We start from the raw sequence: 529 nt of genomic DNA on the forward strand, positions 1-529 counted from the left end.
GATTTCTTTTCCTCGGGGTACTTAGATGTTTCAGTTCTCCCGGTTCGCCTCTTACACCTATGTATTCAGTGCAAGATACCTGTAAACAGGTGGGTTTCCCCATTCAGAGATCTCCGGGTCAAAGGTTGTTTGCCACCTCACCGAAGCTTATCGCAGGCTACCACGTCTTTCATCGCCTCCAGATGCCAAGGCATCCACCGCGCACGCTTAGTCACTTGACCATATAACCCCAAACCGTTTTACTTCCTACAAGCTATGAGGAAGAAAACTTTCATGGCAGGGTTATGTTGACGTTAATCCGCCAAGCAACTGCTAGCTTTCTATTGAGAATCTCAATTCTCATGTATCCAAATTTTTAAAGAACGCACGAAACCCACAGGGTTCCGTGTCATTAGCATTCAAGTAATTCGTGTGAGCACTTAGCTGAGATGGCTGAAGTATCGTTTAAGGAGGTGATCCAGCCCCAGGTTCCCCTAGGGCTACCTTGTTACGACTTCACCCCAGTCATGAATCACTCCGTGGTAAACGC

The 529-nt window shown here is 47.3% G+C and carries 2 rRNA genes; both read right to left on the minus strand.

The features are described 5' to 3' along the window. Positions 1–221: ribosomal RNA gene (locus WG929_RS20915) — 23S ribosomal RNA — on the minus strand; the annotation flags it as partial. Positions 222–445: 224 nt separating this feature from the next. Then, positions 446–529, minus strand: a 16S ribosomal RNA gene (locus WG929_RS20920); the annotation flags it as partial.

This window comes from Oceanobacter antarcticus (genome assembly GCF_044962685.1).
In the GTDB taxonomy this organism is placed as follows: Bacteria; Pseudomonadota; Gammaproteobacteria; order Pseudomonadales; family Oceanobacteraceae; genus Oceanobacter; species Oceanobacter antarcticus.